The following is a 23948-nucleotide window of genomic DNA, read 5'->3' as shown; positions in this document are numbered from 1 at the left end:
TGGTTAACCGACCTGCTGGAATACCTGGCTCATGCTTGCGGTATCCGGCGCGTGCCCGGTATACAGCTGAAACGCCAGCGCGGCCTGGTGCACCACCATGCCGTCGCCCACGATAGCCCGGCAGCCTTTGGCGCGGGCCTTTTTCACCAGTTCGGTTTCCCGGGGAACGTAAATCACGTCCGCCAGCCAGTGGCGCGGTTGCAGCCAGTCGATATCCACCGGCATGCCGGGGTGGCCTGTCATGCCGATCGGCGTAGCCTGCACCAGGCCGTCGCTGTCGGCCAGTGCCCCGGCTACGTTTTCCGTCACGCTAATCCGCTGCTCGCCAAAATGCCGCGCCAACTGCTGTTGCAGGCTGTGGCTGCGCGCCGGATCACGGTCGTGCAGCATCAAATGGTCGACGCCGTGCGCCAGCAGGCCATAAGCTACCGCATAGCCCGCGCCGCCCGCACCCACCTGAACTACGCGATGGATATTTTCGCCAGCCAATCCTTGGCTGAAGTGGGTGATAAACCCGTCGCAATCGGTGTTGTGGCCAATGCGTTTGCCATGCTGGAACAGCACGGTATTGACTGCGCCGATGGCGCTGGCCTGCGGCGACAGCTCATCCAGCCAGGGAATGACCTGTTGCTTGAACGGATGCGTGACATTGCAGCCGGTGAAACCCAACAGCGCCAGGCTGTCGAGCACCTCCGGCAGGCGGTCGTCGGCCCAGCCGCGCTGGGTGAAATCCAGCAGTTGATAGGCGCAACGAAGCCCCTGACGACGGGCCTCCTGCTCGTACAGTTGCGGTGACAGCGAACCCTGAATGCCCTTGCCCAGCAGGGCGAGCAAATAGAGCGGGCGGCGTTGTGGATCATTCTTCATGGTTTCTCCGTGTCTGGGCTGGGTCGCCGTGGATGACGGCATGAAGGAAAAATGAACCATTTGGTACTTTATGTAAACCGGCTATTTTTGATTTGTGATCGACATCATGTTGCCTGAATGTTAAGCAATTCGCGGGTATTGGCATCGCCATAATGATCTTCCTCACACTTCAACAACATTATTTTTCGCCGCTGCGCTGGTGTTTCACCCAGCAATAAGGTTATTAATTACATTAGTTTTCAGCGTTTTGTAGTATCGGCTCTCGGTAGAGCGGTGTTTTAACTTGGCGACAAACGTACCAATGGGTTCGATAACCGCCCAGATTATCGATACCCTCCGTTGCCGACTCGCTTGAGAGTTCTTACATTGGAAGTGCGATATTTGAATGTTGGTGCGATTATCGAACATCTGCATTCATCTGCGCCTGTAGCCCTGGTGGCCGTAAAGCGAATAACACAGCGACGCGGAGACAGTCCCGACGCTTATAACGACATTTGCGGCCTGAGCCGACTGTACGGAGGAAAACATTGTGGCTTCAAACGAAATTGATGTTCGCACACTGATTAACGATCGCCCGTTATCCGGGTATCAAAAATTGATCGTTTTGCTTGGATTTATCGTTATTGCACTGGACGGTTTCGACATTACCCTGATGGGCTTTATCGCGCCGGAGCTGAAAAGCGAGTGGGGCGTTGGCAATCATCAGCTTGGCATGGTGATCAGTGCGGCGTTGATCGGCCTGACGATAGGCGCGCTGCTGTCCGGACCGCTGGCTGATTGGATGGGCCGCAGGGTGATTATCATCAACAGCGTGTTCTTTTTTGGTTTGTGGACGCTGATCACCGCATTTTCGCAGAATATCGAGCAAATGATTTTCTTCCGCTTCATGACCGGGCTGGGGCTGGGGGCGGCGATGCCGAACGTCGGCACCCTGATATCCGAATATGCGCCGGAAAAGAAACGATCGTTCATTATCACCGTCGTGTTCTGTGGATTTACCTTCGGCGCTGCGCTGGGGGGATTTGCCGCCTCATGGATTATTCCGCAGATGGGCTGGCATGCGCTGTTGCTGCTGGGGGGCATACTGCCGTTGCTTAGCGTGCCGCTGTTGCTCGCCAGGCTGCCGGAATCGGTGCGATTCCTGGTGACCAAGCGCGCCAGCCCTGAACGCATTGGCAAAATTGTGGAAAAACTGGCGCCGGGGAGTACCGACGCCAACACGCGTTACACTTTGCCGCCGCTGGTTGCCCCCGGTAAAGGCTCGATGCAGATTGTGGTATCGCCTCAGTACCGTTTTGGCAGCATCATGCTATGGCTGGGGTATTTTATGGCACTGTTCCTGGTCTATCTGCTGGGCAGTTGGCTGCCGACGCTGGTAAAAGGCATTGGGATGAGCGTGGCGCAAGCGGCGGTGATTACGGCGTTGTATCAGGCCGGCGGCACCGCAGGCTCGCTGTTTGCCGGCTGGCTGATGGATCGGGTTAATCCCCATCGGGCGCTGGGTGTGATCTACCTGCTGGGCGCCTGTTTCACGGTGATGATAGGGTTGGCTTCTCACAGCAGCGTGATGCTCGGCGCGCTGGCGTTGGCCTGCGGTTTTTGCCTGAACGGCGCCAACACCGGCATGAATGCGCTGTCAGCGCACTATTACCCGACCGAGGCGCGGGCGACCGGGTCCAGTTGGATGCATGGCGTCGGGCGCATTGGCGCTATTCTCAGCGCCTTTGCCGGCGCAGAGATGCTGGCGTTGGGGTGGGGGTTCGAGCGCATCTTCGCCATTATCGCCATTCCTGCGGTGATCACCGCGTGCGCCATCTTCCTTAAGGGCATCCGGGGTTATAATCGCCAGGCCCAGTTACCTACAGGCGAAATCGCCAAGAGCATTTGATCCTTGAGGCAGCGCGCCGGTTAATCAGGCCGGTGCGCGGCTGAAAATTATGTTTCATCAATGTTAATCAGTTCACAGAAAACCATTCATTCCTTTTTGCGAAAAACCCACTTATCCATTTGAAAATAAAATCTTTATAGAAATACTGGCGTTTTCTCGTTCGGTAATCGCACGCTAATTAATTTAACAATATTGAAACTTATTGTTGGCGGTGTTTTGATTTAAACGTCGATTAACGAACTAAGTTTCGATAATCGCACAAAAAGCGATTATGCCAGCGTCGCGTCTGGCCGTTCCCGCCGGGCTTATGTCGCCAGGCCAACTTAGGAAACGCCAATGTCCGATCACAACACCTTAGAAATTCAGTCGTTTATCAATGCCAAGCCCTTTTCCCGTTATCAGTGGATGATCCTGATACTGTGTTTTTTAACGGTGGCGCTGGACGGATTCGATACTGCGATCATCGGTTTCATCGCCACTTCGCTGGTGCAGGACTGGGGGATTGAGAAAACCTCGCTGGGGCCGGTGATGAGTGCCGCACTGGTGGGGCTGGCGGTGGGCGCGCTGACCGCCGGGCCGCTGGCGGACCGCATTGGCCGCAAAAAGGTGCTGGTGATGTCGCTGATCCTGTTTGGCGGTTTCAGCCTGCTGACAGCGTTTGCCACCTCACTGCCCATATTGACGTTGCTGCGTTTTTTAACCGGACTGGGCCTGGGGGCGGCGATGCCGAATGCCGCCACCCTGATGTCGGAATATGCGCCCGAACGTAAACGTGCGCTGCTGGTGAACCTGATGTTCTGCGGCTTCCCGCTCGGTTCCTCCATGGGCGGTTTCGTTTCCGCCTGGTTGATCCCGCACTTTGGCTGGCAGAGCGTGATGGTGCTGGGCGGCGTAATGCCGCTGCTACTGGCGGTAGTATTGATTGTCGCCTTGCCGGAATCCGCCCGTTTCATGGTGGTGCACGGTTACCCGCGCGAACGTATCGCTGCGGTGCTCAAGCGCATAGCACCGGTCAATTTGCCGGAATCGCTGCGTTTTACCCTGAGTGAAAGCGGCCAGGTGAAGGCGAAATCGGCGCTGGGCGTGATTTTCTCCCCACGCTATCTGATGGGCACGCTGATGCTGTGTCTGACCTACTTTATGGGCCTGATGATTTTCTATTTGCTGACCAGTTGGTTGCCGCTGCTGATCCGCGAAACCGGCGCCTCCATCCGCCAGGCTTCGCTGATTACCGCACTGTTTCCTTTGGGCGGCGGCATTGGCGTGCTGATCATCGGCTGGCTGATGGACCGAATGAACCCCCACAAGGTGGTGGCGGTAGGCTATCTGCTGACCGGGCTGTTTGTCTGCGCGATTGGTTACGTTTATACCCATCCGGTGCTGATGGCGGTGACGGTATTTATCGCCGGTACCTGCATGAACGGGGCGCAGTCCTCAATGCCGGCGCTGGCCGCCGGTTTTTATCCGACCCAGGGGCGGGCGACCGGCGTGGCCTGGATGCTGGGGTTGGGGCGCTTCGGCGGCATCCTAGGCGCCATGAGCGGCGGGGTGCTGATGCAAATGCACCTGTCGTTCAGCACCATTTTCACTCTGCTGGCCATTCCCGCATTGGTTGCCGCAGTGGCATTGATGATCAAACACTTTTCCAGCCGAACGCCGGAGCTGTCCGGCTCGCTCAACAAAGCGCTGTAAGGAGATAAGCATGCGTACACAGGTCGCCATTATCGGCGCAGGCCCCGCCGGATTGATGTTATCGCACCTGCTGCATCTGCAGGGTATTGAGTCCGTGGTCCTGGAGACTCGCAGCCGGCAGGCGGTGGAATCCACTATTCGTGCCGGGGTGCTCGAGCAGGGCACGGTAGATTTACTGAACCAAACCGGGCTCGGCGAACGGATGCGCAAAGAAGGCGTGCAGCACCACGGCATTCGGCTGGCGTTTGGCGGGCAACAGCACCGGATAGACCTCACCGAGCTCACTGACCGGGCGATCACCGTTTACGCCCAGCACGAGGTGCTGAAGGACATGATAGCCGCACGACAAGCGGCGCAGGCCCAGCTCTATTTTGAGGTCGAGCAGGTATCATTGCAGGCGCTGGACAGCGAACGGCCGCAGGTTCATTACCGCCACGCCGGCGAACAACGGCAGCTAAGCTGCGATTTCGTTATCGGTTGCGACGGGTTTCACGGTATCAGCCGGGCGGCGATGCCCGGTGGGTTGCGCCAGGATTACACTCGGATTTATCCCTTCGGCTGGTTCGGCATTCTGGTGGAGGCGCCGCCTTCCAGTGATGAATTAATCTACGCCCGGCACGCGCGGGGCTTTGCGCTGATCAGCACCCGGTCGGCAGGCGTGCAGCGGATGTATTTCCAGTGCGATCCGACCGAAAACGTCGATCAATGGTCGGACGATCGAATCTGGAATGAACTGGAAACCCGGCTGGAAAATCACGACGGCTGGTCGCTGAAAAAGGGCCGTATTTTCCAGAAAAACGTGGTCGGCATGCGCAGCTTTGTCACCGAGCCCATGCGCTGCAAACGCCTGCTGCTGGCGGGGGATGCCGCACATATCGTGCCGCCGACCGGGGCGAAGGGGTTAAACCTGGCGATGGCGGACGTCTGCCTGCTGTCGCAAGCGTTGGAGGCGTTTTATCTGCGCAAAAGCTGGCGGCGGCTGGACAGCTACAGCGACGATGCCCTCAAGCGGGTATGGCGCGCCGAGCATTTTTCCTGGTGGATGACCAACATGCTGCACACCCATCCTGACGGCAGCCCATTCCAGCAGCGGCTGCAGCTGTCGGAACTGCAATATACGGTCAAGTCGCGCAGCGCCATGACGGTGCTGGCGGAAAATTACGTCGGCTCGCCTTTTCAGATGAACTGACCCCACCGGGATCACAAAAAACGCAGCAGGCAGCAGAAAGATGCCCAATGTTTCGATTATCGCCCAAAGCAGCGTTTATCGCTCTTGCACCCTGCCTTGGGCCGCGCCATCATCGGAAAAAGCCCCTTTTAGGTCGGAGAATTTATGGAATTACTGACGCCGTTGTTGCGGTCTTCAGCGGTTAGCGAATGTTTCAGCGATGCCGCCACGTTGCAGGGCATGCTGGATTTCGAAGCGGCGCTGGCTACGGCGCAAGCCGGGCTGGGGATCATTCCGCCAGAGGCTGCGCAGCATATCGCCGCCTGTTGCCACAGTCATTTAGTAGACAGCGCCGCGCTGGCGCAGGCGGCGGCGCAGGCCGGCAATCTGGCCATCCCGCTGGTGAAGCAACTCACGGCCTTGGTCGCGCAGCGCGATGCCGGCGCCGCACGCTTTGTTCATTGGGGAGCGACCAGTCAGGACGCTATCGACAGCGGTTTGATGCTGCAACTGCGGCAGGCTATCACCCTCACGCAAGAGGATCTGAACCGGTTGATGGCGGCGCTGGTACAACAAATTACTCTGCATCAGGATTGCGTGCTGGTTGGGCGCACCTGGATGCAACACGCGCTGCCGACCACGCTGGGGCTAAAGTTGGCCGGTACGCTGGATGCTTTGCTGCGTTACCGGCAGCGGCTCGATGAAATGCGCTCGCGGGTGCTGGCGCTGCAACTGGGCGGCGCGGCGGGGACGTTGGCGTCACTGGGTGAAGAAGGTGATCTGCTGGTGACCGCATTGGCCGTGCGGTTGCAACTGAGCGCGGCGGATACGCCCTGGCACAGCCAGCGCGATCGGCTGCTGGAGATTGCCGGTTGGTACGCCGGTTTAACCGGCACGCTGGGCAAACTGGCGCGAGACATCTCTTTGCTGATGCAAACCGAAGTGGCGGAGCTCGCCGAACCGGCGGCAGAAGGGCGCGGTGGTTCCTCCACCATGCCACATAAGCGCAATCCGGTGGCCTGCGCGGTGATCCTCGCGGCGGCCAACCGGGTTCCGGCGCTGGTCGGCGGGTTGCATGCCGCTATGGTGCAGGAACATGAACGTGGCCTGGGCGGTTGGCACGCCGAGTGGGAAAGCTTGCCGGAGTTGGTGATGTTGGCGGCGGGCGCATTGCACACGGCGGGCGATCTGATCGCCGGTTTGCAGGTGTTCCCGCAGCAGATGCAACATAACCTGAAGTTAACCGGTGGGTTGATCATGGCCGAAGCCGTGACGATGGCGTTGGGCGAAGCTATCGGCCGCCAGCAGGCGCATCAGCTTATTGAAAAACAGTGCCATCTGGCGCTGGCGCAGCAACGGACGTTGCTCGACGTCTTGCTGGAAGACAGCAGGGTAATGGCCCATTTAACCCCGCAGCGGCTGGCCGTGTTGCTGGATCCGCAGCATTACCTCGGCAGCGCGCAGACATTTACTCAACGGGTGCTGGAACAGGCATCCCCGTTAACCGCAGGAGCAAAACGATATGAATGATGAGCAACGTTATCAGCAGGGCATTGAGGTGCGGCGGGCCGTGCTGGGAGATGCACACGTTGATCGCAGTCTTGACCGGCTCAGCCCGTTAAACGAGGAGTTTCAGCACTTTATCAGCCGCTACGCCTGGGGTGAAATCTGGACCCGGCGAGGGCTGGCACGCCACACCCGCAGCTTGATCACCATTTCCATGTTGATCGCCCTTAACCGCGAAGCCGAACTGCGCATGCACCTGAAAGCGGCGGCGAATAATGGCGTGACCCGCGAGGAGATCAAAGAAGTATTGATGCAAAGCGCGCTGTACTGCGGCCTGCCGGCGGCAAACTCGGCGTTCCACCTGGCGGAAGAGGTATTCGCCGAACAGGACCGCGAAGCGGGCTAAGCGGAACGCGTGGCGTTGGCGAGACGGCGCACGGTGGCGATAAACGCCAGCGCCGCATCGCTGAGTTCGCCGTCGTTACGGCTCAAAATGCCCACCGCTTCCTCCATACCCTGAGTAGGCAGCGGCAAGGGGATAAGCTGTCCGGCGGCGATATCGGTTTTAACCGCGCTCGAAGGCACAAACCACACATAGTCAAATTGCAACGTCATCTGGCGCGCCAAAGAAGCGGATAGCGTTTCGATATATTGGCCTGGCAGGCTGAATCCCTGGGTGGATAACAGGTTCTCGGTATTGTGGCGCGGCACCGTGCCTTTGGGCGACAAAATGGCCGGATAGCTCAGCGCCTGCTCAAGGGTAATGGTCTCGCTCAACAGAGGATGCCCAGGGCGTGTCACCATCAGCAAGGATTCCAACAGCAGCAGTTCGAAGGCAATCCCACTCATCATTTCCGGTTCGGCCATGCGGCCAATCGCCACGTCAATGTCGCCGGCTTTGAGCTGCGTCAGCAATTCGGTATTTTTGGCGGTGATCACCTGAATACGCGAATAAGGGTGCGCCTGCTGATACTGGCCAATCGACTGCGGCAGCATGCCCAGCGCGGTAGTCGGCAGTGCGCCGATGCGCAGCACCCGCGCCGGTGCGTCATCCAACCTGTCCAGCGCGTGTCCGGCGGCGGTCAACGCCTCCAGCACCCGGCTGGCATACCCCAAAAATTGTTCGCCTTGTTCGGTCAAGCGGGTTCCTTGCCGGCTGCGTATCAGCAGGCGATTACCGGTCAAGGCTTCCAGTTCGCTCAGCGTTTTCGACAGGGCCGGTTGGCTCAGGCTCAGTTTGTCGGCGGCACGGCTCAGCGATCGCTCCTGTGCCACCGCGACGAACCCGTTGATGTGGCGCAAACGCATGCGCTGCATAAATAAATTGGCTTTTTTCATGCCCCAGTGTAGGGAGTTTTCCCCTGTGGCAACAAGTGACGGCGGCCGCATATTTACACTGATGTGCAGATTTTTGCGGCCGCAGCGGTGGCGGGAATTACAGGTCGAAGAATACCGTTTCGCGGTCGCCCTGAATAACAATGTCAAAACGGTACACCAACTCGTCGCCACGGCGCTCGGGATGGGCAATCAGCGTTTTACGGCGGACTTCCAGTTCGATCAGATTCAGCACCGGATCTTGCTGGTTGGCGGCATCTTCGTCGGCAAAATACACCCGGGTGTGCAGACCAAGATTGATGCCGCGCGCGACGATCCAAAGATTAACGTGCGGCGCCATCAGGCGGCCGTCACGCCCGCAAACTGCGCCGGGTTTGATGGTTTCAAAGCGATAGTGGCCGGTTTCAAAATCCGAACAACTGCGCCCCCAACCGCGAAAAGCGCTGTCCAGCGGCTTCTCGTGCTGCTGATCACCCGGGTGGTTGTAGCGGCCGTGCGCATTGGCCTGCCAGATTTCCAGCAGCACATCGCGGATCGGCGAACCGCTGCCGTCGAACACTCGGCCTTCGAGGGTAATACGTTCGCCCTGGGTTTCCGGCTGGGTCAGCACGTGATTAAAGTTGTTTTCAAAGATATCGAAGCCGGCGGCAAAGGGGGCCAGGCCGATGTGCACATAAGGCCCGGCGGTTTGCGACGGCGTTTCCGGCAGATACTGTTGCGGCATTATGCTTTCCCCTGCAGACGGTTTTCAAACAGCGTAGCGCGGTGGCCGCGCAGCACCAGATCGAAGCGATAAGCCAGGCTGTCCAGTTGAATCGAGGCGGTTTTATCCAACCCGGCGATCAGCGTGCGCACCGCATCGTCATTTTTGATGGCGCGGACGATTGGGCAACTGGCAATCAGCGGATCGCCCTCAAAGTACATTTGGGTGATCAGCCGCTGGGCGAAGGCGTCGCCGGACAGCGAGAAATGAATATGGGCGGGGCGCCAGTCGTTGACCTGGTTGCGCCACGGATAGGGGCCGGGCTTGATGGTGCGGAAGAAGTAATAGCCGTTATCGTCGGTCAGCATACGGCCGCAACCGCCGAAATTAGGGTCTATCGGTGCCAGATACTGATCCTTTTTATGGCGGTAACGCCCGCCGGCGTTGGCCTGCCACACTTCTACCAACGCATTGCGCAACGGCAGGCCGTTTTCGTCGCGCACATAGCCGTGCACGATAATACGCTCGCCGATAGGCAGACCCTGTTTGGCGTAATTAAGGATAAGATCGTTATCCAGCGCCCCCAGTTCATGCTGGCCGAACACCGGGCCGGTGATTTCTGATAGCGAATTTTGCAGCGAGATCAATGCGTTCTTCGGCGAACGCAGCACGCTGGTTTTATATTCCGGCACCAGCGCCGGCGGGTGCCGATCGTAGTTGCGATGGTACAGTTCATTTATCTGGCTCATGCGGAAATCCTCATGGCATAGGCAGGATACAAAGGGCTGATCTGTTTTGTTGTTATGTCAGCGCGAAGGGGAGAAACCCTGTCCCCACACTGAGTCTACGCAAGCCGAAGTGTTACGATAAAGTGAAATTTAGCGGTGTTTTACATAACCTGAGGTTATGTGATGAGCATAATAAAGAGACGGAGAGTGGCCCCAAGCGGGAATGTATGGTGACAAAGGCTCGCTGTTGTTGGCGATCACTCAGCGGTGCCAATCAAAGTTCTTGCTGGGCAGTAAGAACAGAGCTCACGCAAGTAAAAATTAGACAACTTTACGAAGCGATTTACATAAGCATACGCAAGCCGCTGTATAAATAACGACCAGGGCGGATTTAATTAGCGTTTCTGGTTATGCCGTCCAATAAATTGGAATTCATAATTTTATCATATGAAAGGAGTCTATATGTATCAGGTTGACTATAATAGCTATCGTTCTGTGAAAGGATTTAATCGCCGAGTCCGTTTTCTGGTAATGCATTATACCGCGCTTAATTTCAGTGAGTCGATCCTGGCGTTGACTGGCCCCTCTGTCAGTGCCCACTATCTTGTCCCAGACCCTTCGGATAAAACGTATATTGACGCTGGTTTTAAAGATATGCGTATTTTTAACCTGGTTGATGAGAATGAACGCGCATGGCATGCCGGGGTCAGTTCATGGGCTGGGCGTAGTAATATTAATGATACAGCCATCGGGATTGAGACTGTTAATTTAGCCACAGATCATAACGGGGTATTTACATTCCCGCCCTATAATCCAATACAAATTGAGGCAATAAAGGCGCTGGCAGCAAACATTCTGCAACGCTATCCGGATATTACTCCTGTCAATGTCGTCGGGCACAGTGATATTTCCCCGGGAAGAAAAAGCGACCCGGGCTCAGCCTTTCCCTGGAAAGAGCTTTACGATTCCGGAATTGGAGCGTGGTTTGATGAAGAAACAAAAGATAAATACGTTAAGCAGTTTTGCAAAACTTTACCTCCGAAAGATGACATTATAGAAAAGTTGAAACGATATGGCTACGACACCTCAGGTTCGGGAAGTGAAGCAGGTTATGCCCAGTTAATTCGGGCATTTCAACTGCATTTTCGTCCCTGCAATTACAGCGGGAAGATGGATGCTGAAACTGCTGCGGTCATTTATGCGCTGGTAGAAAAATACAAACCATGAAGATCAGATAGTTTACAAGGAGACAAACATTATGAATAAATTTATTGTTGGCGGTTGGAGCCAGTCACTATCTGATAAGCCACTTCCTGAATTCGAAGTGATGATGTATGGAATGGTGACCAACCTTGACGGATTAACGACAGGAACATCGACTAATCCCGGATGGAGTCCGGAGAAGAAAAGCAAGCCTGAAAATTCCCCCGATTTTAAAGGAAAAACTCTATGGGTATATGGAGGAGGGGGATGCTCCCCTGAAGGGAAGCCTTCAAATAAAGAGGAAGTATTAAGGATCGCGGAAGCTACAAAAAGTCAGGGTTGGGACGGCGTGGATTTTGACGATGAATGTAATATGAACATTGATTTAGTCGTTGATGCAATGAAACAACTAAAGACATGTCAGAAAGAGACGAGCTTTGGTTTTATTTCTGGGTATTCTTACAACCATCCCGAAACAACTAATGGTGCTAATCTAAACGATAAGGTAAAGAAAGTTATTCTGTCTGGACAATGCGACAGAATTATCCACTATTGTTATGCCTCCGCAATGTGGAGTAAGGATGATATTATCGACAATGTTATACCTGCTTTAAAACGAACGCTAAAGCATGGTGCGGAAAATAAAAGATGTATTCTCGCTCTGACAACAAGAGGTCTGACTGACTGGAATTTAAATTACTTTATCGATCAGGTGTTGGACTTTAATCTTGGCGGCTTATTTATCTGGAAGTATGATGCGTTAACTGCCGAGAATTATAAAATAATAAAAGATAGGTTGTGGAAATAGGCATTAAGAAATGCTTAGCCGTTGTTATATGAAAAATGAAAAAACTATGGGTCTGGCGTGCATTAAAATGCTCACCAGACCCGGTGACGTGATGATATACACGAAAAGCGCTTGCTGTGCAATGCGGACGATATCAGGGTAATGTCGACGCAGAAATCGAAGCCATTGTTCGGGCGCGGGTTGACAAATATCAAGGAACCACGTGAACCGGTTCCGGATGAATGGTAACTTTGTTTTTACGCATCCCTTAAAAGGATTTTTCTGATGAAAGTTAAAGCATTATATCTTGCAATGTTGTTTATCTCACCGGCCTGCCTGGCATTATCCTCGGCAGGAAAGTGTAAAAATGCAGATCTGACGCATGTTATTTCTGATTATCGGATATTACTTGCCTCGCTTCCTCTCGAGTATTCTCTTCAGGAGAAAAAACAACTCGACGGGGTTATGCTACAGAAATATAAGCTGAGCTCACAGTCATGGTCTCCACAAGGCATCGTGTCTCCGCCACGCTGGGAGCATGAGGTAGATATCTATATTCCTGATTCAGCCAGGGAAAAAAATGCCCTTGTTGTTGTTAATAATGGCAGCAACAATGATGGTTCAGGCAACTCTGTGGAGCCGACAGATTTTAATGGGGAAGAACTTACACGTATTGCGGCCGCCACTCGAACTATTGTGATATCTGTCAGTAACGTTCCTAATCAGACGCTTAATTATCAGGGCGTTAACAAACCGCTGGCTGAAGATGACAGTGTGGCGCATTCCTGGAAACTATTTATCGGCGACACGCAAAAATATCAGGACGCATCCCTGCATATTCCTATGTCCGCGTCGATATCGCAGGTTTTCCGGTTGGCGAAGAAAGAACTTGGACAACAGAATATAGAAAAATTTATTGTCACCGGCGCCTCTAAACGTGGCTGGGCCACATGGCTGGCAGCACTGTCGGACCCGGATGTCAATGCCATTGTTCCTTTTGTTCTGGATCTACTGGGTACCAAGAAATCTCTTGAACACATGTATCAGTCATATGGAAAAAACTGGCCGATAGCCTTTTATCCCTACTATAAACAGGAGATTGACCAGCAGATTGGTACGAATGAATTTGCCAGACTGATGACGCTGGAAGACCCGCTGGCTTATCGGAATACCGATCTGGGCAGCCGTCTGAATATTGATAAATATATTATTAATGCCAGCGGTGATGATTTCTATGTCCCGGACAACAGTCGTTTTTACTATAACCAGTTACCTGGCTCAAAATCCCTGCGGGTTGTGCCAAATTCAACGCATAACGGAGTTCTATCGGTTGCGGAACAGTCGCTGACTACCTTTGTTAACCGTTTTCAGGAACAACGAAAGCTTCCTGAAATCACAGAAAAAGTGCAGGGCAACGACGATGAGGAAAAAGTGCTGACGGTGAGTTTTTCAGAAAAGCCAACAAGCATTTTACGTTGGACAGCCAGGAACCCCGCAGCAAGGGATTTTCGCTATGCCTGTGATGTGAAATACAGTTCAGCTCCTGTCAGTCTGGCCAGCGGCGGTGAGACGCTTAGCATTCCGCTGACGTCACCAGACAGCGGATGGCAGGCAACCTACCTTGAGGCAACGTTCAGCGATGGCTATGTGGCTACAACCCAAGTCTATATTACACCGGATGGGAAATATCCGGAAACAGCGCCTCCGTCGAAAGGTGCAGCCTGTCAGACTCTTCCCGGACGAGGACTGATTCCTGCTTTAGTTAAGCAGTAGCTTCGCTTGCGACAGCTAATGGCGTAAAAAGGGGGCGGAGTTGTATGAACCGGTCACATAGGTAACACTTTAAACCGGGCACATGGGTAACAGGTTATAACGGTACGGTAAACAGCTTATATACAAAGTCAAATATATGGGCATATTATCTATACACAGACAAAGATATCTGATCAGCGCCAAAATGGGATGTATCGTATTATTTTACATTTATAGCTCAGGATGGTGGTCAATCAAGAGAAAGTAGTATTATCTACAGTGATAATGCAATTTTGTCAGATGTCAAAAAACACCTAATCACTTTAGGGTACAAAGTATCATCGCATGATGGGGCGTCTGAAAAATGGACGAGGAAAGATGAAGTTTTACCTTATTTCTATATATCCATAGATAAGGACAATCATACACTGACTTTAAGTAAAGTCAGTTTTAGATGATTATTCAGGGGCAAAGGCTATCTGTATATTTTAAAGACCACCTGAAAAAGGGAGAACTAACTACACAAAACTCCAATAAAAATGAGCCACATCGCTGTGGCTCATTCGCATTTTCATAAAAAAACCGTGATTTTTAAAGCTGCTCGCCGTTGCTGGCGATCACGTTGCGGTACCAGTCAAAGCTCTTTTTGCGCGAACGCTCGAGGGTGCCGGTGCCGTCGTCATGTTTGTCGACGTAGATAAATCCGTAACGCTTGCCGTACTCACCGGTAGTGAAGGACACGCAGTCGATACAGCCCCACGGGGTGTAACCGATCAGATCTACGCCGTCTTCGATCACCGCTTTCTTCATCTGCTCGATATGCGCGCTCAGGTAGTCGATGCGGTAGTCGTCGTTGATTTGGCCGTCGGCTTCTACTTTGTCAAAGGCGCCAAAACCGTTCTCAACGATAAACAGCGGTTTCTGGTAGCGTTCATACAACACGTTCAGCGAATAACGCAGCCCAACCGGGTCAATCTGCCAGCCCCAGTCGGAGGCTTTAACGTACGGGTTCGGCACGTTGCCCGGGAAGCCGAACATGGCGTCGCTGCTGCTTGGCGCATCCGCCTGCAAAGCATTGCTCATGTAGTAGCTGAAACCGATGTAGTCCGCGCAACCTTCGCGCAGGGTTTGCTCGTCCTGCGGCTGCATTTCAATCTGGAAGCCCTTGCGCTGCCAGTCGCGCAGCAGGTAAGACGGGTAGTAACCGCGCACCTGTACGTCGGTAAACAGGTAGCGCTGGTGCATCGCCTCGACGCTGTACATGACGTCGTCCGGCTTGCAGGAGAACGGATAGAAGGGCACGCAGGCCAGCATGCAGCCGATCTTGAACTCCGGGTTAATCTGGTGACCGAGTTTCACTACCTGCGCACTGGCGACGAACTGATGGTGCAATACCTGATAAAGCGTTTGCTCCGGATTTTGTTCTTCGCCGTACACCACGCCCGAGCAACAGTAGCCAAACAGCGGATACTGGTAGTTGCTCTGGTTGTTGATCTCGTTAAAGGTCATCCAGTATTTCACTTTGTGCTGATAGCGGCGCAGCACCACTTCGCTGAAACGCACGAAGAAATCCACCACCTGACGGTTTTTCCAGCCGCCGTATTCCTTCACCAGGTGATAAGGCATTTCAAAGTGGGACAGGGTGATCACCGGCTGAATGTTGTATTTCAGCAGTTCATCAAACAGATCGTCGTAGAATTGCAGGCCGGCTTCGTTCGGCTCCAGCTCATCCCCTTTAGGGAAGATGCGCGTCCAGGCTATTGAGGTGCGGAAGCATTTGAAGCCCATTTCGGCAAACAGCGCCACGTCCTGCTTATAGCGGCCGTAGAAATCCACCGCTTCATGGTTCGGGTAGCTATAGCCTTCCAACACGCCATCGGTCATCACGCGATCCACGCCGTGCGAGCCGCCCGACAGTACGTCGGCGATGCTTGGGCCTTTACCGCCCTGATCCCAACCGCCTTCAACCTGGTGCGCGGCGACGGCGCCACCCCACAGAAAATCTTTCGGTAACTGTTGCTGTTTCATTGTTGGATTCTCATTCGTTTATTAATGAAAGGCTATTTTGTTAGCGTCTGAGAATAGAGTAGCAAGTTGGAATTAAATGTCACGATATAACAAATTACCGCTTCGGTAACTTGTCACATTAAAAAAACAGGCTGTTTTATTTTGCGGCGTTAATATTCCCCAGCCGCTTGCCGATGGTTTCAATAATGTAAATGACCGGGATCTGGGTGGTGATATTATGTTGGCCGGCAATGAGCTGTTGGGGGACGTGATAGGAGAGGTTGAAGTCCGCAATTTTTGCCAGCGACGAGGTTTCGTTGTTGGTGATGCTGACAATTTTGCAATGATGCAGGCTGAACTGGCTGGCGAGACGCAGGATCTCTTCGGTTTCGCCGGAGACCGAAAGCATAATCGCCACCGCGCTTTTATACATATCGCTGTTGATCGGGTAATAAGGATCGTCAATATGGGTGCTGAATTTCCCGACGTTGGAAAAAAAACGCGCACCGTATCTGCCCAACGCGCCCGAGGTGCTTACGCCGACGAAAATAATGCGTTCCGCCGCGGCGATATGCTGCACCGCCTGATCGATTTGCTGATTAAATTCGTCGTTGTTGATGCTTTTAAAAAAGCTGATGATTTCGCTGGTGCCAAAATCCATCGGCGCCACTTCCGCCTGTTCCAGATACAGCTTGAAACGGATACGGAATTCGGAATACCCCTCGCACCCCATTTTCTTGCAAAAGCGCAACACGGTGGTGGTCGACACCCCAGCGGCCTCGGCCAGTTCGCGGATCGTCATGTACATCACCGGGTTCTTGTTTTTGATGACGTAGTTATAAACCATCATTTCCAGCGCGTTGAGTTCGGCGATTGCTTTATGGGTAAACATAGACTTATCCGGCTAGTGGCAACAGAGCTTAATCAGCGGGCTAACATAGCAAATTTTGCCGTAGCCCGCTCGTGGTTTCCGTTGCTTTTCAGGCGCGTTTAGCCTTTTCCAGCAGGGCGTCATGTGCCGGTTCGGACCCGGTCAGATCGCACTCCTTCGGCAGCCGCCAGGCGATAATACCGGCGATAATCAGCGAGACGGCCAGCCCGCAAACGGCGACGTTCTGGCCGTACAGATAAATCATCACGCCCACCAGATAAGGCCCGCAGAAACCGCCCAGATTGCCCAGACCGTTGATCACGCCGCGTGCGCCGCCGGCTACCTCCGCCGAGGCGATGCGGCCAGGCATCGACCAGAACGGGCTGGTAGCGGCCTTGAGGAAGAATCCGCAGACCACCAGAGCGATATAGGCCGCCACCACGTTATGGCGCAGTACTACCGAAGCCAACAGCGCGGCGGCGAAGCAGAACAGTGAAACCATCACCCACAGGCGGCGCTTGCCGGTTTTGTCGGTGAGTACCGAAATCAGGTAAATCCCCAGCAGCGTGGCGACGAAGGGCAAAATGGCCAGAAATCCGACCGAGGCCATATTGCCGCCGGTGAGATTTTTCAGGATGGTGGGCAGCCACAGGGTGTAGCCGTAATCGCCGGTTTGATAAAAGAAGTTCAGCAGCACCAACTTCATCAACCCTTTATTGCGAAACACATCTCTCAGCGGGGCATTACTGACCGGCTGCGCTTTACTGCGTGCCTGGCGTTCACGCGCCAATTCGGTTATCAGATATTCACGCTCGCGTGCCGGCAACCAACGCGCCTCCTGCGGTCGATCGCTGATCAACAGCCACCAGACGGCCAGCACCAGCAGCGACAGCACCCCCTCGAGAATAAACAGCCAGCGCCAGTCGAGCTGATTGATGATGGCACCGGAGATAGGCGCGGTAAGCATGCCGCCAAGAGGGGCGAACATCATGACGAAAGCGTTGGCGCGCCCCAGTTCTTTCTCCGGGAACCAGTTACTGATCATGGTCAGCACCACCGGCAACATGCCCCCTTCGGAAATGCCCAGAACAAAGCGCAGCACCAGCAATTGATAGTGATTGGTGACAAATCCGGTGGCTACCGAAACTACCGCCCACGCGCACAAAGACCAGGCGATAAAACGTTTGCCGCTGCCGTTAACCGCGATGCGCCCACCGGGCACCTGCAAAAACAGGTAACCGATAAAGAAAATGCCGCTGGCCAGGCCGGCCATCTGGCTGGTGATGCCCAAATCACTTTCCATGCCGCCGGGCAGCGCAAAACTGATATTAACCCGGTCCATAAAAGAAATAATGCAGGCGATCAGGATCGGGGCAATAACCCGCAGCCAGCGGGTGTTGGGGATTTTATTATCCATAGCGATCTCTCTTTGCGGGCGTGGGTATACCCGTCGCCTTTCAAGCCGCAGCGTTGTTGGCTGCACTCGTTCACCCCAGTTACTTACCGGAGTAAGCGCCTGGGGATGAGCGAGCTGGCCGCCTAGCTGCAGCTTGAAATTCATAGGGTATAAATAAGGTTCTGTCGTTCAAAATGAGTAAAACCTGTTAATTATTCGATAGCGTTGGGCAGAGGCTGGTGCCTGAAATAGGCACTGACGTTGGCGAACACGATGTCGCTCATCTTTTGCCGGGTTTCGTGCGTGCCACTGGCGACGTGGGGTTGCAGCACCACGTTGTTCATGCCAATCAAGGCGGCGGGCACCCTGGGTTCGTCGGCGTAGACATCTAACCCGGCGCCAGCGATGGCGCCGCTGCGCAGGGCATCGATCAGATCCTGTTCATTAACGATGCTGCCGCGGGCAATGTTAATCACCAGCGCGTGCGGCGGCAGCGCGTCGAAGATCGTCTTGTCCACCAGGCCGATGCTGTCTTTGCCGCCGGAAATGGCGATAACAAAGAAGTCGCTTTCCCGCGCCAGGGAGAGGGGATCGGGGAAGTAGGCATAGGGTAGTGCGCCATCCTGTTGGTGGCTGGCGTATTGAATATGCATGTTGAAACCGGCAGCGCGCTGGGCAATGGCGCGGCCGATGTTGCCCATGCCAAAAATGCCGAGGCGCTTGCCGCTGACCTGCACCGACAGGCCCGGCGCTTCCTGCAGCCAGCGGCCTTCACGCACAAAACGGTCGTAGTGACACAGCTGGCGCGCGGTTGCCAGCAGCAGCCCCAGCGCCATATCCGCCACGTCCTCCGTCAGTGCGCCGGAGGTAATGGTGACCGCGATGCCGCGCTGCCGGGTATAACTCAGGTCAATGGCGTCGGTGCCCACGCCGAAAACGGCAATCAGCCCCAGGTTCGGCAGTTGTTCCAGTACCGACGTAGCAACGCCAATATCGCCACGGGTGACCAGCGCGGTGAGGGTTCCGCCATTGGCCGCCAGGAAAGCGGCCGGGTCGGCCTGTTCGTAGAGACGGTGCACGACAAAGTTGGCCTCAAGGCGGGCAAGCAGGCTGTCCATTAGCGGGGCGATCAACAATACGTCATTGGGGATATCGGTCATCATTTTTACCTGTTCAGAAAACACCATGGTTTCGTTGTTGTTATCAAAGCGGTTTTCAGACGGCGGTTTTGCGACAGATATCACGCTGAAGAGTGTTAATAAACTGTGTTACCCGTAATGTGATCGACGGGAGAAAACGGGTAACAGCGCGCTGTAACATAGCCACGCGAAAATCGAAATTCATAAGCCAATAATTGGTTTTCATTAGCCTGATTTTAGCTAAGTCGGGCTAGATGCTTTTACTATAAGCCCTAATGAAAAGTTATTTATTGCTGGTCGGAAAGGGTAATAAATTGAAGTTAATGAACGAAAACAACCCTACTGAAAAATAGAGAATATGCCGGAGGTGAATATGTCCTACGCATCTGCACAAACGTTTAAAACCCATTCCAACGTGAATGCGGATAACCCAGGCAGGGATAACTACGTCGCCCAAAATACCGCCGCTTTTGAACGCGATCTCACGCCGGAAGCCAGTTGGCAATTGGTCAACAGCGGGGCGGCGGTGTTGGTGGACATCCGTACCCCGGAAGAGCGCAAAACCTTTGGCTACGTTGAGGAATCCGCGCGGGTTCCCTGGTTAACCGGCTCGAACAAAATCCGCAACCCGCGTTTTTTCCTTGAGTTAAGCAAAGTCGTCGACAAACAACAGCAGGTCATCCTGCTGTGCCAAACCGGCAAACGCTCCGCCGATGCGGTGCTGGCGGCCCTTAAAGCCGGTTATACGCAGGCTTACGGCGTACAAGGCGGGATCGAGGGCGCACGACACTTACCCTGGCTAAAGACAGCCTGACGGCGCTCGAACCGAGTGGGTCATTGGGCGTTATCACATAAACAGAGGGAATTATGACTCGCTTTTCACAGCCGCAAGAAAACACCAACTGGCAACTTGCCGATATCGTTAATGAGCTGCGCTCAGCGCGGCTCTCCTGGCGCGAGCGCAGCGGCCAGGCGTCGCTTTCCGGGCAAAAGGAGCTGCCGTCGAAAAGTGCGGTCAGCGAAATAACCGAATCGCTGCGAGCGATTTTATTCCCGATGCGCTTGGGGCCGGACGATCTGCGCCATGAAAGCGAAGACTACTTCGTTGGCCATACGCTGGACGCGGTGCTGAATGCATTGCTGATTCAGGTGCGCCTTGCTTTGGGGTTTAGCCGTTCCGAGGACGACGACGCTGAGCGAGGGGACTCGCTCAATGCGCAGGCGGTGACGCTGGTGCGGCAATTCGCCGCCGTGCTGCCGACCATTCGCCGCCGGCTGGACAGCGACATTCTGGCCGCTTATCACGGCGATCCTTCGGCGCGCAGCGTGGACGAGGTGCTACTGTGTTTCCCCGGCGTCAACGCCATTATCCACCACCGGCTGGCGCACTATTTCTATCTCGCGGGCGTTCCTTTGCTGGCACGCATCATCGCCGAAAAGGCTCACGGTGAAACCGGTATCGATATTCATCCCGGTGCACAAATCGATGACGGCTTCTTTATCGACCACGGCACTGGCGTAGTGATTGGCGAAACCGCCATTATCGGCAAGCGGGTACGCCTCTATCAGGCGGTCACGCTGGGCGCCAAACGCTTTGTCACCGAAGAGTCCGGCATTTTGCAAAAAGGGCAGCCACGCCATCCGATTATTGAAGACGATGTGGTGATCTACGCTGGCGCCACTTTGCTGGGCAGGATTACCATTGGCAAGGGATCGTCCATTGGCGGCAACGTATGGCTGACGCGCAGCGTCAAACCGGGCAGTAATATTCGCCAGGCAAATATCCAGAGCGACAGTCATGAATTTGGCTCAGGTATTTAATGTGGCGCATTTCAACAATGTTAATAACCCGCAGTGAGGTCTGCGAAACGGAATCAATAAATCGATATTTTATTTGACGCGCTATTTAACCGGTAATTATTAATTATTTATCACCAGCCTATTTTTTCAGGAGAAACAACCATGTCTCAACACAATGACGCCCGGCTTGCATTAGGGGATAATGCAGCACGGCAATTGGCTAACGCGACAAAAACCGTCCCGCAATTATCCATTATCACCCCGCGTTGGTTGGTGCATTTACTGCAATGGACACCGGTCGAGGCCGGGATATTCCGCCTGAACAAGGTCAAGAACCCGTTAAATGTTCAGGTTGCCTGCTCGCAGCGCGATGAAGGATTGTTACCCCAGACCTATGTGGATTACGAAGAAGCGCCGCGCGAGTATTTTCTCAATGCCGTTACCACCATTCTGGACGTGCATACCCGCGTCTCCGATTTATACAGCAGCCCGCACGATCAAATTCGCGAACAGCTGCGCCTGACCATTGAAACCATTAAAGAGCGCCAGGAAAACGAGCTGATCAATAACCCTGAGTACGGTTTATTGGCCAGCGTCGATGACGCCCAGCGTATTTCAACGCTGACCGGGGCGCCGACGCCGGACGATCTGGACGAACTGATCACCAAAGTATGGAAAGAACCCGGTTTCTTCCTCGCTCATCCGTTAGCCATCGCCGCCTTTGGCCGCGAGTGCACTCGCCGTGGCGTGCCGCCGCCAACCGTCAGTCTGTTCGGTTCGCAGTTTCTCACCTGGCGTGGCTTGCCGCTGATCCCCTCGGACAAGCTGCCCATCGACGAAGAAGGCAAAACCAAAATTATCCTGCTGCGTACCGGGGAAAAACGTCAGGGCGTCATTGGCCTTTACCAGCCGGGCGTCGCGGGTGAGCAAAGCCCGGGGCTGTCTGTGCGCTTTATGGGGATTAACCGCAATGCGATAGCCTCCTACCTGATCTCCCTTTACTGCTCATTGGCGGTTCTGACTGAAGATGCCGTTGCCGTTTTAGACGATGTTGATGTGAGCAAATATCATGACTATCCAGACAGTTACAAGTAGTTCATTGCCTCACGAGGCGCAGCCGCCAGCCGGATTGCCGGACGTTAACGCGCTGGCTAACCTGGCTAATCAGATCTTCAGTGCCTTGCCTGGACGTGAAGCTGGTGCAGGGCTGCAACCGGCCGCAGGCGGCGAGCGCGCCACGACGGTGTTGCCGCAGACCTTTACGCCGGCTCTAGAACCGGCGCTGGCCACCGACGGCCTGGAGGCGCAAAGGTTGTCCGGCTGGCAGCAGGGCGCAGAGCGGCAAGCCTTTTTGGCTCCGCCGACACTGCCTCAGCCACGGGATCCGGCGGCGACGGCGGGGTTCTATTTTCTGAGCGAAAATCAGGCCCGGCAAAAACGCTTGCCGCAGGATACCGGGCTGGACGGCCTGGCGGAACAGGCGCTCACCGGTCAGGCCCATCTTAGTGACCAACCCTTCGCCGGGGCGGTCAACGGCGGGCTGGAGTCGGTTATCGGATCGCTGTTTCCTGCCGTCGCGGCACCGGTTAGCGGCGTAGCGCAAGAGGCGACCAGCGGGCAGTATTATTTCCTGGAACAGGGGCAACCACGGCGAGAAGCCGCACCGCAGCAACGGCCGCGCAGCAGTTTTGATGTGCATGCCGTACGCCGCGACTTTCCCATTCTTTCGGAACGGGTTAACGGCAAACCCCTGGTGTGGCTGGATAACGCCGCCACCACCCATAAACCGCAAGTGGTTATCGATCGGCTGGCGTATTTCTACGCCCATGAAAACTCGAATATCCACCGCGCGGCGCATGAGCTGGCCGCCAGGGCAACGGATGCCTATGAAGGGGCCAGAAACAGCGTTGCTCGTTTTCTGGGGGCCAAATCACCGGCGGAAATTATCTTTACCCGAGGCGCAACGGAAGCCATTAACCTGATTGCCAACACCTTTGGCCGGCAACACATCGGTGAAGGCGATGAAATCGTGGTTTCCCAGTTGGAACACCACGCCAACATCGTGCCCTGGCAGCAGCTTGCCGCCAGCGTGGGGGCTAAAATTCGGGTGATTCCGGTGGATGACAGCGGGCAGATTCTGCTGGATGAATACCGCAAGCTCTTGTCGCCGCGTACCCGTTTGGTGTCGATCACCCAGGTATCCAATGCGCTGGGCACGGTGACGCCGGTCGAGCAGGTGATTGCGCTGGCTCATCAGGCCGGAGCGCGGGTGCTGGTAGACGGCGCACAGGCGGTATCGCACCTGAAGGTTAACGTGCAGGCGCTGGACGCGGACTTTTACGTGTTCTCCGGCCACAAGGTGTTTGGCCCAACCGGCATCGGCGCGGTGTACGGCAAGGCGGAGCTGCTGGAAACCCTGCCGCCGTGGCAGGGTGGCGGCAATATGATTGCCGATGTCACCTTTGAGAAAACGCTGTACCAGCCGGCACCGGCCAGGTTTGAAGCCGGCACCGGCAACATCGCAGACGCGGTGGGGTTGGGGGCAGCGCTGGACTATGTCGAACGCCTGGGGCTCGATAACATCAACCGTTATGAGCATGAATTGCTGGAGTACGCCACCGAGCAGTTGATCCGCATTCCCGGCCTGCGCCTGATTGGCACCGCAGCCAATAAGGCCAGCGTGCTGTCGTTTGTGCTGAGCGGCTACCGTACCGAAGAAGTGGGCAACGCGCTTAACCGTGAAGGCATTGCGGTGCGTTCCGGCCATCACTGTGCCCAACCGATCCTGCGGCGCTTTGGCGTCGAGGCGACGGTGCGGCCATCGCTGGCGTTTTACAATACCTACGAGGAAGTGGATCTGTTGGCGGCAACCTTGCACAAACTGGTGAAAGGGCGCTAGCAACGAGACGTGATAACCTGGCCGGCGCAGAGCATTCTGCGCCGGTTTTTTTATCCCCTCAGTGGACCAATGCCACAAAAAGAAAAGCCGCACAAAAGTGCGGCCAAAATAAAGTTCGCGACGAACGAAACAAGGACAAAAACTCCGGTAGACAGGCCCTGAAAGAAAATGCTCCCAGAGACATATCCCGATAATAATAAAAATATC

General features: G+C 54.8%; 20 protein-coding genes. 12 read left to right on the top strand and 8 right to left on the bottom strand.

Going from position 1 to position 23948, the window contains the following annotated elements:
• Positions 1-3: 3 nt before the first annotated feature.
• Positions 4-867, bottom strand: coding sequence for a shikimate dehydrogenase (locus ACTJJ1_RS06655; protein ID WP_166729098.1), 864 nt, complete (start codon positions 865-867; stop codon positions 4-6).
• A gap of 526 nt (positions 868-1393) precedes the next feature.
• On the opposite strand from ACTJJ1_RS06655, the gene ACTJJ1_RS06650 reads away from it, so the two are divergent.
• The 5 genes from ACTJJ1_RS06650 to pcaC all read left to right on the top strand — a co-directional run bounded on the left by ACTJJ1_RS06650 (position 1394) and on the right by pcaC (position 7527).
• The gene (locus tag ACTJJ1_RS06650) at positions 1394-2755 is read left to right on the top strand and encodes an MFS transporter (RefSeq protein ID WP_375232561.1); all 1362 of its coding nucleotides are present in this window, start codon (positions 1394-1396) and stop codon (positions 2753-2755) included.
• 336 nt (positions 2756-3091) lie between these two features.
• On the top strand, positions 3092-4447 hold the full coding sequence (locus ACTJJ1_RS06645; protein ID WP_440832876.1) for an MFS transporter: 1356 nt from the start codon (positions 3092-3094) through the stop codon (positions 4445-4447).
• A 10-nt stretch (positions 4448-4457) separates the two neighbouring features.
• Positions 4458-5636 (top strand): 4-hydroxybenzoate 3-monooxygenase, encoded by a 1179-nt coding sequence (locus ACTJJ1_RS06640; protein WP_004944749.1) that lies wholly within the window; start codon positions 4458-4460, stop codon positions 5634-5636.
• Positions 5637-5780: 144 nt separating this feature from the next.
• Positions 5781-7145 (top strand): 3-carboxy-cis,cis-muconate cycloisomerase, encoded by a 1365-nt coding sequence (locus ACTJJ1_RS06635; protein WP_202290434.1) that lies wholly within the window; start codon positions 5781-5783, stop codon positions 7143-7145.
• Positions 7138-7527 carry a 4-carboxymuconolactone decarboxylase gene (gene pcaC, locus ACTJJ1_RS06630; protein WP_440832874.1) on the top strand — a complete coding sequence of 130 codons (390 nt, stop codon included), beginning with the start codon at positions 7138-7140 and terminating at the stop codon, positions 7525-7527. Before ACTJJ1_RS06635 ends, pcaC begins: the two co-directional genes overlap by 8 nt.
• Here the strand turns inward: pcaC and ACTJJ1_RS06625 are convergent.
• The 3 genes from ACTJJ1_RS06625 to pcaH all read right to left on the bottom strand — a co-directional run bounded on the left by ACTJJ1_RS06625 (position 7524) and on the right by pcaH (position 9908).
• A complete protein-coding gene (locus ACTJJ1_RS06625) occupies positions 7524-8459 on the bottom strand; it encodes a LysR substrate-binding domain-containing protein (protein WP_202290435.1) in 936 nt (311 codons plus the stop codon). The genes pcaC and ACTJJ1_RS06625 overlap by 4 nt on opposite strands.
• A gap of 97 nt (positions 8460-8556) precedes the next feature.
• Complete coding sequence (pcaG, locus tag ACTJJ1_RS06620) at positions 8557-9180, bottom strand: protocatechuate 3,4-dioxygenase subunit alpha (RefSeq protein ID WP_006325474.1); 624 nt, start codon at positions 9178-9180, stop codon at positions 8557-8559.
• Positions 9180-9908, bottom strand: a complete 729-nt coding sequence (pcaH, locus tag ACTJJ1_RS06615; RefSeq protein ID WP_004944742.1) for a protocatechuate 3,4-dioxygenase subunit beta — start codon at positions 9906-9908, stop codon at positions 9180-9182. The genes pcaG and pcaH overlap by 1 nt, the downstream gene beginning before the upstream one ends.
• Positions 9909-10349: 441 nt before the next feature.
• Here pcaH and ACTJJ1_RS06610 point away from each other — a divergent pair, with 441 nt between their 5' ends.
• The 3 genes from ACTJJ1_RS06610 to ACTJJ1_RS06600 all read left to right on the top strand — a co-directional run bounded on the left by ACTJJ1_RS06610 (position 10350) and on the right by ACTJJ1_RS06600 (position 13650).
• On the top strand, positions 10350-11114 hold the full coding sequence (locus tag ACTJJ1_RS06610; RefSeq protein WP_440832871.1) for an N-acetylmuramoyl-L-alanine amidase: 765 nt from the start codon (positions 10350-10352) through the stop codon (positions 11112-11114).
• Between the two features lie 31 nt (positions 11115-11145).
• Positions 11146-11898 (top strand): hypothetical protein, encoded by a 753-nt coding sequence (locus ACTJJ1_RS06605; protein WP_440832869.1) that lies wholly within the window; start codon positions 11146-11148, stop codon positions 11896-11898.
• 264 nt (positions 11899-12162) lie between these two features.
• The gene (locus ACTJJ1_RS06600; RefSeq protein WP_440832867.1) at positions 12163-13650 is read left to right on the top strand and encodes a PhoPQ-activated pathogenicity-related family protein; all 1488 of its coding nucleotides are present in this window, start codon (positions 12163-12165) and stop codon (positions 13648-13650) included.
• Positions 13651-14220: 570 nt separating this feature from the next.
• On the opposite strand, the gene ACTJJ1_RS06595 is transcribed toward ACTJJ1_RS06600, so the two are convergent.
• The 4 genes from ACTJJ1_RS06595 to ACTJJ1_RS06580 form a co-directional block, all read right to left on the bottom strand.
• Complete coding sequence (locus tag ACTJJ1_RS06595; protein WP_006325472.1) at positions 14221-15657, bottom strand: 6-phospho-beta-glucosidase; 1437 nt, start codon at positions 15655-15657, stop codon at positions 14221-14223.
• Positions 15658-15793: 136 nt separating this feature from the next.
• On the bottom strand, positions 15794-16528 hold the full coding sequence (locus tag ACTJJ1_RS06590; RefSeq protein WP_004944736.1) for a MurR/RpiR family transcriptional regulator: 735 nt from the start codon (positions 16526-16528) through the stop codon (positions 15794-15796).
• Between the two features lie 88 nt (positions 16529-16616).
• Positions 16617-17924 carry an MFS transporter gene (locus ACTJJ1_RS06585; protein WP_037432944.1) on the bottom strand — a complete coding sequence of 436 codons (1308 nt, stop codon included), beginning with the start codon at positions 17922-17924 and terminating at the stop codon, positions 16617-16619.
• Between the two features lie 191 nt (positions 17925-18115).
• Entirely contained in the window at positions 18116-19066 is a 951-nt protein-coding gene (locus tag ACTJJ1_RS06580; protein WP_440832864.1) for a 2-hydroxyacid dehydrogenase, read from the bottom strand.
• A 349-nt stretch (positions 19067-19415) separates the two neighbouring features.
• Between ACTJJ1_RS06580 and ACTJJ1_RS06575 the strand changes: the two genes are divergently transcribed.
• The 4 genes from ACTJJ1_RS06575 to ACTJJ1_RS06560 all read left to right on the top strand — a co-directional run bounded on the left by ACTJJ1_RS06575 (position 19416) and on the right by ACTJJ1_RS06560 (position 23741).
• Positions 19416-19856, top strand: a complete 441-nt coding sequence (locus tag ACTJJ1_RS06575) for a rhodanese-like domain-containing protein (protein WP_172458730.1) — start codon at positions 19416-19418, stop codon at positions 19854-19856.
• A gap of 53 nt (positions 19857-19909) precedes the next feature.
• Positions 19910-20863, top strand: coding sequence for a serine O-acetyltransferase EpsC (gene epsC / locus ACTJJ1_RS06570; RefSeq protein ID WP_440832862.1), 954 nt, complete (start codon positions 19910-19912; stop codon positions 20861-20863).
• Between the two features lie 141 nt (positions 20864-21004).
• On the top strand, positions 21005-21937 hold the full coding sequence (locus tag ACTJJ1_RS06565; protein WP_004944722.1) for a family 2A encapsulin nanocompartment shell protein: 933 nt from the start codon (positions 21005-21007) through the stop codon (positions 21935-21937).
• Positions 21912-23741: a family 2A encapsulin nanocompartment cargo protein cysteine desulfurase gene (locus tag ACTJJ1_RS06560; RefSeq protein WP_440832860.1), complete on the top strand. Its 1830-nt coding sequence runs from the start codon at positions 21912-21914 to the stop codon at positions 23739-23741. Before ACTJJ1_RS06565 ends, ACTJJ1_RS06560 begins: the two co-directional genes overlap by 26 nt.
• The last annotated feature ends 207 nt before the right edge of the window (positions 23742-23948 follow it).

The organism is Serratia sp. 22264, assembly GCF_052045345.1.
Classification (GTDB): domain Bacteria; phylum Pseudomonadota; class Gammaproteobacteria; order Enterobacterales; family Enterobacteriaceae; genus Serratia; species Serratia plymuthica.
Note: the sequence above shows the minus strand (reverse complement) of the source record. Positions and strands in the feature narration are given on the sequence as shown.

Bases quoted from the DNA above. Each gene is read 5' to 3' on its own strand.
- ACTJJ1_RS06655 (WP_166729098.1), bottom strand. From the start codon at position 867: ATGAAGAATGATCCACAACGCCGCCCGCTCTATTTGCTCGCCCTGCTG.
- ACTJJ1_RS06645 (WP_440832876.1), top strand. From the start codon at position 3,092: ATGTCCGATCACAACACCTTAGAAATTCAGTCGTTTATCAATGCCAAG.
- ACTJJ1_RS06640 (WP_004944749.1), top strand. From the start codon at position 4,458: ATGCGTACACAGGTCGCCATTATCGGCGCAGGCCCCGCCGGATTGATG.
- ACTJJ1_RS06635 (WP_202290434.1), top strand. From the start codon at position 5,781: ATGGAATTACTGACGCCGTTGTTGCGGTCTTCAGCGGTTAGCGAATGT.
- pcaC (WP_440832874.1), top strand. From the start codon at position 7,138: ATGAATGATGAGCAACGTTATCAGCAGGGCATTGAGGTGCGGCGGGCC.
- ACTJJ1_RS06625 (WP_202290435.1), bottom strand. From the start codon at position 8,459: ATGAAAAAAGCCAATTTATTTATGCAGCGCATGCGTTTGCGCCACATC.
- pcaG (WP_006325474.1), bottom strand. From the start codon at position 9,180: ATGCCGCAACAGTATCTGCCGGAAACGCCGTCGCAAACCGCCGGGCCT.
- pcaH (WP_004944742.1), bottom strand. From the start codon at position 9,908: ATGAGCCAGATAAATGAACTGTACCATCGCAACTACGATCGGCACCCG.
- ACTJJ1_RS06610 (WP_440832871.1), top strand. From the start codon at position 10,350: ATGTATCAGGTTGACTATAATAGCTATCGTTCTGTGAAAGGATTTAAT.
- ACTJJ1_RS06605 (WP_440832869.1), top strand. From the start codon at position 11,146: ATGAATAAATTTATTGTTGGCGGTTGGAGCCAGTCACTATCTGATAAG.
- ACTJJ1_RS06600 (WP_440832867.1), top strand. From the start codon at position 12,163: ATGAAAGTTAAAGCATTATATCTTGCAATGTTGTTTATCTCACCGGCC.
- ACTJJ1_RS06595 (WP_006325472.1), bottom strand. From the start codon at position 15,657: ATGAAACAGCAACAGTTACCGAAAGATTTTCTGTGGGGTGGCGCCGTC.
- ACTJJ1_RS06590 (WP_004944736.1), bottom strand. From the start codon at position 16,528: ATGTTTACCCATAAAGCAATCGCCGAACTCAACGCGCTGGAAATGATG.
- ACTJJ1_RS06585 (WP_037432944.1), bottom strand. From the start codon at position 17,924: ATGGATAATAAAATCCCCAACACCCGCTGGCTGCGGGTTATTGCCCCG.
- ACTJJ1_RS06580 (WP_440832864.1), bottom strand. From the start codon at position 19,066: ATGATGACCGATATCCCCAATGACGTATTGTTGATCGCCCCGCTAATG.
- ACTJJ1_RS06575 (WP_172458730.1), top strand. From the start codon at position 19,416: ATGTCCTACGCATCTGCACAAACGTTTAAAACCCATTCCAACGTGAAT.
- epsC (WP_440832862.1), top strand. From the start codon at position 19,910: ATGACTCGCTTTTCACAGCCGCAAGAAAACACCAACTGGCAACTTGCC.
- ACTJJ1_RS06565 (WP_004944722.1), top strand. From the start codon at position 21,005: ATGTCTCAACACAATGACGCCCGGCTTGCATTAGGGGATAATGCAGCA.
- ACTJJ1_RS06560 (WP_440832860.1), top strand. From the start codon at position 21,912: ATGACTATCCAGACAGTTACAAGTAGTTCATTGCCTCACGAGGCGCAG.